Source organism: Myroides albus, from assembly GCF_009711045.1.
Classification (GTDB): domain Bacteria; phylum Bacteroidota; class Bacteroidia; order Flavobacteriales; family Flavobacteriaceae; genus Flavobacterium; species Flavobacterium album_A.
Map to the genome: position 1 here is coordinate 1 of NZ_WMJX01000063.1, position 9154 is coordinate 9154.

Consider the following 9154-nt stretch of genomic DNA (forward strand, 5'->3'; position numbering starts at 1 on the left):
AGCTTCCGCTAAAGGACTATGGGTATTGCGCGTATTATAGCCCGTTCCGGGTTTAATAATCACCACTTGATTAAAACCATCTTTAGGAAGAATTAAACTCCCTTCAAAAGAAACACTGTCCACTTTTTGTCTATAATCAAAGGCAGGCACATTAAAATTGATTGTGGAAATAGCATAATTGTCCTTTTCAGTGATAAAGGATTCGTATGGAGTCTTTACATTTTGTCCAAAACAAAGGGTCGTTAATAAAAGGAAAGCCCCGAGAGTTCTCGTCTTCATTGTTACTTATTTTATTTGATTTGTATATATTTCACTTAATAGGGAAATAAACTTAGTTAATTACATCTTAACAAGTAACAAGGTTATGTTTATTTTAACTTATTATTTTCGTTTAATACTGCTCTGAACACAGTTGAATGTAAGTAGGGACATCCTCAACATTTTTATAGTAGAACATCAAATAGCGAAAAATATTAATCCCTCCAACCTCCTCCTAATGCCTTGTAAAGCTTAATAATAGCTTGCCATTCTGCTAGGTGATCATTACTAAGTGCTAATTGGGCATAAAGATGGGCTTGTTCTGAAGTCAACACATCGGTATAATTTGTTGACGAATGATATACTAACAACTTCTTTGTATAATCAACAGCTAGCGCTAATTTATCTACTTGTTGTTGTCTCATGGATAATTGTTCTCCTGCCCTTTCATAAGCATATAAAGCGTCCGATACCTCTTGACCTGCAACAAGTAAGGTCTTTTGAAAGTTGTACACTTTCTCTTGATAACTTGCTTTTGCTACTTCTAGCCTCGTCTTGTTTTGCCTTTTAGTAAAAATTGGCTGTAATACCCCTGCTGCTATATTGGCAAACAATCCTGTAGAAGTAAACCAATCTTTGAACTCATAGCTTGAGAATCCTACACCTCCTGTTATCGTTAGTGCAGGATAAAAAGCGCGCTTGGCAACATTGACATCTTCAAAATAAGCCGCTAGCTCAAACTCAGCGGCCATTACATCTGGTCGATGTTGTAATAAATCAGCAGGAATACCAATACTTGGTTTTACTGGTAATTCTTGTCCTGCAAGATTGGTTCGATCGATTGTACCTACAGGTTGTCCTAATAAAACACTCAAAGCATTCTCTACTTCTCTGATTTGACGTTTCACATCTGGTAAAGTAGCCGCTGCCTCATAGTAATTTGCCTCACTTTGTACTACTGCAGCGGCAGTAACTACATTTGATTCTTTGAGTTTTTGCATGACAGTAATATCCTCTTTTCTATTCACGATGGTTTGTTCGATAATACCAACTTGCTGATCTAAGGCTAGTAATTGATAATAATAATCAGCGATATGAGCCACTATTTGAGTTTGTACTGCTTTTTGTCCCGCATCTGATTGCAACAATCTATAATATGCAGCCCGTTTACTACTTGCTAATTTTCCCCATACATCAATCTCCCAAGAAGTAGTAGCAAACGCATCATGCTGGGTAGCATTCTTTACAAAACCAAATCCCTGAGGATAAGCTAATCTTGATCGTTTCACTCCACTACCTAGGTCTAAATCAGGTAAAAAAGCGACTTTAGCTTGTTTAACTAAAGCCTGTGAAGCATAGAGTCGTTCGACTCCCATCTTTAGGTCTAGGTTATTTTCTATTCCTTCGGTTATTAACGCCTGTAACTTTACATCTTTAAACAGCATTTGCCAAGGCATCATGCCTATGCTCAACGTATCCTCGTTGTCTAGCGCTCTATACAATGCTTGGTCTATTGTTTCTTGTTTGTGATAGGTCTTTGCAGATTGACAAGAAGCTACTACTCCCATTGCCACTGCGCTTATATATATTTTATAGGTCCATTTCATGTTTTTGATACTTTATTTATTGACTTCATTGTGTAGCCTATAAGCGCTTATTTTAGTCGCGCGTATAGGCTTATCACTTTACAATTACACTTCTTCTTCTCGTACTGGAGTACCCCTCATTTTTTCTTGTAACCCTTGGAATACAACGAATAAAGAAGGAATAACCAACACCCCTATCAAGGTACCGATTAACATTCCACCGACTGCTGCTGTACCAATTGATTTATTACTTAGAGCCCCAGCTCCTGTTGCCAACATCAGAGGTAACAACCCAAAAATAAAAGCAAATGAGGTCATCAAAATAGGTCGTAGACGAATACGGGCACCTTCTATTGCTGCCTCAGTAATAGACTGTCCTAGCTGTCGGCGCTGTAGCGCAAATTCAACAATCAAAATAGCATTCTTGGCTAATAGCCCAATGAGCATAATCAAACTAATCTGTAAGAAAATATTGTTTTCTAAACCGAAGATATTAGCGAAGATAAAGGCACCTGCGAGCCCTATGGGCAAGGAAAACAACACCGCCAATGGAAGAATATAGCTCTTAAACTGTGCACTTAATAAGAAGTAAACAAAGAGAATAGACAGCACAAAAATAATAACGGTTTGATTCCCACTACCACGCTCTTCTCTTGACAGTCCTGAATACTCAAATCCGTATCCTTGAGGTAAAGTCTTTGCGGCTACTTCTTCTATCGCGCGAATAGCATCTCCCGAACTAAATCCTGGATTCGGGCTACCATTGACAAAAGCAGCATTGAATAAATTAAAGCGCGTCAAAAACTCCGGACTATATACTTTCTTGAGGTCAATGAAGGCTGTAATCGGCGACATAGTTCCTTGTTCATTCTTTACATATAACCGATCGATAGCCTCTTTATTCTCGCGGAAACTTGGATCTGCTTGAATCATTACCTTATACTGCTTGCCAAATCGATTAAAGTTCGTTGCATAAATACCTCCTAAATACCCTTGTAACGTAGTTAAAATCTCCGTCACTCCTACACCAGCTTCTTTGGCTTTTGCTACATTGACAGACACTTCATATTGAGGAAAATTAGTCGTAAAAGACGAGGTGGCATACATAATCTCAGGACGCTCATTTAACGCCCCTAAGAATCCTCCTATTATTTCCTCAAACTGTTTGTAATCTCCGCCTGTTTTATCTTGTAATTGTACTTCAAATCCCGAGCTATTACCAAATCCTTGCAAGGTAGGTGCTGCAAAAAACACAACAGAAGCATCCTTGATATGAGCGGTTTTAGCAAACAATTGCCCTACTACACTGTGAATATTTTGCTCGGGATTTGGTCGATCTTTCCAATGTTTTAACTTAATAAATTCTACAGCATAGGAACTACCATTCCCACTGAAGAAGTCCATCCCTGATAATAAGGAAGTAAACTTCACCTCAGGAATACTCATGGCTATACTATCTATTTCATTAGCAATACGCTCTGTTTCTTCTAAAGAAGTAGAAGGAGCAAGAATAATATTACCATAAATCGAAGCGCTATCCTCATTAGGAACGAATCCTGTAGGTGTTGTTTTGGTTAAGAATACAAACAAGGCACCAAAGACAACAACACTGCCTAGAGACAACCATTTATTTTTATTTAAGAAGCCCAATATCACAACATAGCGATTAGTCATTCGATCAAAGGAACTATTAAAAGCGGTTTTAAATCGCGTTAGAAATCCCCTTTTCTCTTGCTGTATTCCAGAGGTGGGTTTCAACATGATAGCACATAGCGCAGGACTCAAGGTCAAGGCATTAATAGCTGAAATCAAAATAGCGACGGCTAAGGTAATACCAAATTCCTTATAAAACACCCCCACAGATCCTTCAATAAAAGTAACAGGTACAAATACAGCTGACATCACTAAGGTAATCGAAATAATAGCCGTGGTTAATTCACTCATGGCACTCATAGTAGCCTTCTTAGCGGTTTCAGCCCCTTCATATAACTTGGCATGAACCGCCTCGACTACAATGATCGCATCATCCACTACAATACCGATGGAGAGAACCAGTGCAAAAAGAGTTAATAAGTTAATAGAAAAACCAAATAAATTTAAGAAAAAGAAGGTACCTACAATGGCCACTGGCACTGCTATAGCGGGTATTAAAGTAGAACGCCAATCCTGTAAGAATACCAATACCACGATAAATACTAATACAAAGGCTTCTAGTAAAGTTGCGATTAATTTATCAATAGAGGCCAACAAGAAATCATTAGAGTTGGCATAGACTTCAAACTTCGCACCCGCAGGCAAGTCTTTTTCTGCTTCTTTCAACAAGGCTTCACATTGCTTGATAATCTCATGAGCATTCGATCCAGCCACCTGATTAACGGCAATATAAGTCCCTTGTTGTCCATAAGCAGTTACGGTCATCGCATAGGAATAGGCGCCTAAATCTATCTCTGCCACATCGCGCAAACGCAATATCTTACCTGTATCAGTAGAGCGGATAACAATAGCGCCAAATGCTTCTGGCGTTTCTAATCGTCCTGTATATTTTAAGGCATACTGAAAACTTTGTTTGCTATTTTCCCCTATTTTACCAGGGGCAGCCTCTACATTTTGTTCTTGTAAAGCCGCCACAATATCGCTTGGCGTGAGGCCATAAGAAGCCATTGCATTGGGCTTAAGCCAGATTCGCATGCTATATTCCCGTCCTCCATAAATAGAGGCATCTCCAACTCCGTTGATTCGCTTAATCTGAGGCAGAATATGAATACGCGCATAGTTTTCTAAAAAGGCCTGATCGTAGCGATTACCATCGCTATAGAGCAAGAAACTGAATATTTCACTGCTCAATCGCTTGGTTGTAGTTACCCCTTGTTTTATTACTTCTTCTGGCAATTGACTCAGGGCCTGACTCACGCGATTCTGCACGTTTACCGCTGCCATATCAGCATCGGCTCCTTGCGTAAAGGTAATGGTAATAACAGCCGAACCATCATTACTCGCCTTGGAGCTCATATAGGCCATATGTTCTACTCCATTAATCTGTTCTTCTAATGGAACAATGACGCTCTTCATTACAGCCTCGGCATTTGCGCCCTGATAGTTTGCAGTCACTTGTACTGTCGGTGGTGCAATCTCAGGATACTGCGTGATAGGTAATGAATACAGTCCTAATAACCCTAGTATTACAATAATGATTGATATCACGGTGGATAACACGGGGTTTTCTATAAATCTTTTCAACATACTGCTATCCTTTATTGTAATTTGATCTTCATTCCTTCGCGTAACCCACCGATATCGGCACTTACAATAGTATCCCCAAATTTCAATCCACTTGTCACGACAAAGGACTGGCTAGAAGGAACTTTCTCCATAATTTCAATTGCTGTGCTAGTCACTACACCTTCCGCATTCACCACATAGATAAATCGCTTACCCTGTAGCTCAAAAGTTGCTTTTTGAGGAACTAAAATAGCTTCACTTAGCTGTTCATGCACGCGAATTGTAGCGCTATTTCCACTGCGCAATACACCTTGCGGATTAGGAAAAACCGCTCTAAAACTCACACTTCCAGTTTGAGAGTCCACTTGACCACTTACTGTATTTATTTTTCCTTTATGATGGTATGCATCCCTATTAGCTAATACTAAGGAGACCTCAGCCATACTGGCTAATTGCTGTTCTAAGGGTTGTTCTCCTGCTTTTTGAATAAAATTGATAAACTCTTTTTCATTCATCGCAAAATAAGCATGGATACTTCCTATTTCAGAAAGGGTGGTTAAAGGTTCCGAAGACATACTACTTACCAATGCACCAACTTTATAGGGAATCAATCCAATTAGACCATCAAAAGGAGCAATTACTTTCGTATAACCTACATTAGCCTGTGCATTGCTGAGATTCGCTTTAGCTTGTGTCAGTTGTGCTTCTTTACTTTTTAATGCGTATTCTGCAGCAGCTAACTCATAGCTACTAATAATTCCTGCATCAACTAAGGGTTTCGCTTTAGCTACTTGTAAACGAGCGTTGTTGACTTCCGCTTCTGCATTTTTGATTGAAGCCTCTGCTGCTCTATACTCCTGCTGATATTGGGGGGCGTAGATTTTGAATAGCAGCTGTCCTTTTTTAACCGTTTGCCCTTCATCCACATAGATTTCCTCTATAAAGCCATCTATCTTTGGACGCAGCGCTACATCTTTTATCCCTTGTAAAACCACGGGATAATCTGTAAATAAATGGGCGTTCTCGGGTTGTATTAAAAGGACTGGATACGGCTCTACTTGATCCACTGTCCCCCACGCTTCCTCTTGTTTTTTATCTTGACATGCCCCGAATAAGATCAGTGCAACAAGACATAAAAAAGTAAATCCTTTTTTCATCTGTAACTGTTTAGTATGGATTGAACAATTGCGTTAGCTAGTCGCTTTCCGTCTATACTAACACCCAGCAAATGTATCATCAATACAAAAGGAGGTAAAGGGGTAAAAAGTAGATTTTTTAGTCAAAAGGTAAGGTTGCAGAAAAAAGAAAGGAGCTTATTGATTCCCCCCTAATCTGTCTTTCCTATTAAAGAAAAAGTTATTCGACAAGCCTTGTCTTTACAACGTTTGGCGATAAGCATTAGGACTGATGCCATTATACTTTTTAAAATATTTACCAAAGGTACTTTGATCGCTAAAATGAAGTAACTCTGCGATGGTTCCTATAGCTAGGCTTTGGTCTTGTAGTAAGATTTTAGCTTCTAAGATTACTTGTTTTTGTATCCATTCACTAGCTGTCAATCCCGTTTCTAATGAGATAACTTGACTGAGGTATTTAGGATGAACATGGAGGTATGAGGCGTAGAATTGCACACTTCTATGTTCTATACAATGTTTAGCTACGGCTTCCCTAAACTTAAGTGCTAAACTAGGTAAGTTTTTGGTCACATTGCCATATTTTTCATACAGATAAGCCACGTCGTTCATCATGCTGTAAATCACTCCTCGAACTACTTCTATATGAAAGGAACTATCAGAATTAGCGTATAAATCAATGACTTTAAACAGCGTATTAAAGCGTTCAAACTCGCTATCGTCTAGCTGTGTAACACAACCACCTAGACTAGATAAGTCAGAAAAAGAAGCCAAAATATTATTCTCCACCAGTTTATCCTGTAAAAAATCTTCCGAAAAAAGAATACTCACCATCTCATAGGTGGGACGCGTTTTATCCCATCTTTTTATCGAGGTTGTATCTACAAAAATGATTGCTGGCGCCTTGATGGTATATTCGGTAAGATCAATATAAAAGGTGATTTCCCCTTCTTCCAGAAGTCCTATTCCATAATAATTCGCTCGATAAGGCTCCGAAGGATAATACACTAGATCAATAAACGGCATATAAATATAGTGCTCGTTTGCCTCTAATTCTTTAAAATTAGTCTTTAAGCGATCTAAGGTTTCCCATTTTACATTTTTCATATCTTATCTAGCTGATAGACAAAAATAGAAAGTTATTTACAATAATTTCGTTTTTATAGCTATACTCCCCAGTACATTCGAAAATCCAATCTTTTGTTTCAAACGAGATGACCCATAAAAAATAATGCCATGAATCAACTTCCTTATTCTATTTTGGAAACCAATGGTATCCTTGGCTCTTGTTTTTTTATACTCTTGTTTTCCAAGCCAATATACAATTTTTTGTTGCGGTTGTTCGTAAATTTCGTATCAACTGTGTGCTTCCTTCGTAACAAAGTAGTTCGCAACTTCTGTTTTTATTGAAGTAACTATTGATTATCTTAGCCTATAATCTATATGGTAAACGTGGTCATGAACATCCTACCTCAACAATTGAATGCGCTCGATATCCTCAACATTTTTATAGAGGAGCATCGCATTTGTAGTCCTTTAGACTTTGAAGCCGATGTAAATTTTATTTTAAACTTTAATACGACAGTCAGCGATTGGAGATGCGCAAGAGACCTCATGCCTTGGAGACCACTGTCTCGTTTTTTAAATATTGAATTTAACCTCACCGTATCCGAACAACAGTGGAAAGCGGTTCTTACCCCTGCCCGAAAAAGAACGTTGAGAGACGTATGTGAATTAATTGCTCAGCATTGTACTTTTACCTCGGTTACTCCCGTTCAATTACTGGAAAATTCCTGTTTAAGTGCATCTGTTTTTATCACCCTAAAAAAGTATTTAGCGCGCAGAGGGGTTCAAGTGGATGAGCTAAAACCCTCCACCCTTATTGCCCCCTATCTCGATACTGATTTTTCTGCTATGATTGAACAAATCGGAATCCTAGCTCGAGGGAATAAGGTCTTTGAGGTATTGGATTTTACTTCAACAACGCATTTGGATAATTCCTTCTTTAATTTACCCTCCACTCCAATTGCATTAGAAACGGGATCTATACTGACGTTTCGGGATGTAGTAGAGAAAATTATCGCTGTAAATGATCCATATCGTTCTTGTGAATCTTAGTGTGTTTTATTCCATTTAGACCTGACAAACCTGATTACTTTAACCTTTACCTCACCAATGAAAAACTACATTTTACTCCTAATCTTACTTGGTACATTTACGCTACAGGCGCAAGAACAGGTTTTTACCTCTCGTAAAGGCCCCAAATTTTTACCTGGTCATTACGATATCACCATAACGGTTCAAAATGACACCTTGAAATACGAACTATTTAATCATTGGTATTCCAGATCCTATGCGCAATTGCGAAATGTATCCATTCCCCTAAACGACATACACAAACAGGATAGTATTACCTTCAAAATAACTAAAAAAGGTATTCATCTAACGGATGAAAAATTTGGTATTACTAAAAAAATAAAGCGTAAAAACCTGTGTGATTCACTGGAAGATATGAGAAAAATCTCCTATGCCTATAAAATCGCGCAAGACAACAACCTAATGCATTATGAGCTATTTAAGTCTACTGATTTACAGCTATCAGAAGCAGCCTTTCGAGCAAAAGTGAAGGAGAACCTGTTAAATAAAAGGGAGAATGAGTGACAAGATGGGGTGAGTATAGAACGCTCTGTTCTAGAATTAATTGGACATGCATCAAAGAGAAGTAGAAATGAGTGTCTAAGCGCTTGAATGATGCGAACAACAAAATATAGGTCAGATTGTTTATCCTCCTTTTACACGAGTTGGATATAGTTGGTTTGCCAATAGCTAAAAATCAATTTCTTCCCAGTCCTTGTCGTCCATGGGTATTGTTTTACAATTAACGGTATCTCCTGCTCTTTTCAAGCATAAGCGAATTTCCTGCCTATCCTTTTTCTTCAATTTCAGTACGTAAAACCC

The 9154-nt window shown here is 38.4% G+C and carries 6 protein-coding genes and 1 pseudogene; 2 read left to right on the plus strand and 5 right to left on the minus strand.

Annotated elements, in window-relative coordinates; genetic code table 11:
* The 5 genes and pseudogenes from GJV76_RS14550 to GJV76_RS14570 all read right to left on the minus strand — a co-directional run.
* Positions 1-279 (minus strand): annotated as a pseudogene (locus GJV76_RS14550) (alpha/beta hydrolase); the annotation flags it as partial.
* 194 nt (positions 280-473) lie between these two features.
* Complete coding sequence (locus GJV76_RS14555) at positions 474-1865, minus strand: efflux transporter outer membrane subunit (protein ID WP_155093322.1); 1392 nt, start codon at positions 1863-1865, stop codon at positions 474-476.
* Between the two features lie 84 nt (positions 1866-1949).
* The gene (locus tag GJV76_RS14560) at positions 1950-5084 is read right to left on the minus strand and encodes an efflux RND transporter permease subunit (RefSeq protein WP_155093323.1); all 3135 of its coding nucleotides are present in this window, start codon (positions 5082-5084) and stop codon (positions 1950-1952) included.
* Positions 5085-5095: 11 nt separating this feature from the next.
* Entirely contained in the window at positions 5096-6220 is a 1125-nt protein-coding gene (locus GJV76_RS14565; RefSeq protein ID WP_155093324.1) for an efflux RND transporter periplasmic adaptor subunit, read from the minus strand.
* Between the two features lie 219 nt (positions 6221-6439).
* On the minus strand, positions 6440-7303 hold the full coding sequence (locus GJV76_RS14570) for a helix-turn-helix domain-containing protein (RefSeq protein ID WP_155093325.1): 864 nt from the start codon (positions 7301-7303) through the stop codon (positions 6440-6442).
* Positions 7304-7654: 351 nt separating this feature from the next.
* Between GJV76_RS14570 and GJV76_RS14575 the strand changes: the two genes are divergently transcribed.
* Positions 7655-8314, plus strand: coding sequence for a hypothetical protein (locus tag GJV76_RS14575; protein ID WP_155093326.1), 660 nt, complete (start codon positions 7655-7657; stop codon positions 8312-8314).
* A 57-nt stretch (positions 8315-8371) separates the two neighbouring features.
* Positions 8372-8857, plus strand: a complete 486-nt coding sequence (locus GJV76_RS14580; RefSeq protein WP_155093327.1) for a hypothetical protein — start codon at positions 8372-8374, stop codon at positions 8855-8857.
* Positions 8858-9154: the final 297 nt, after the last annotated feature.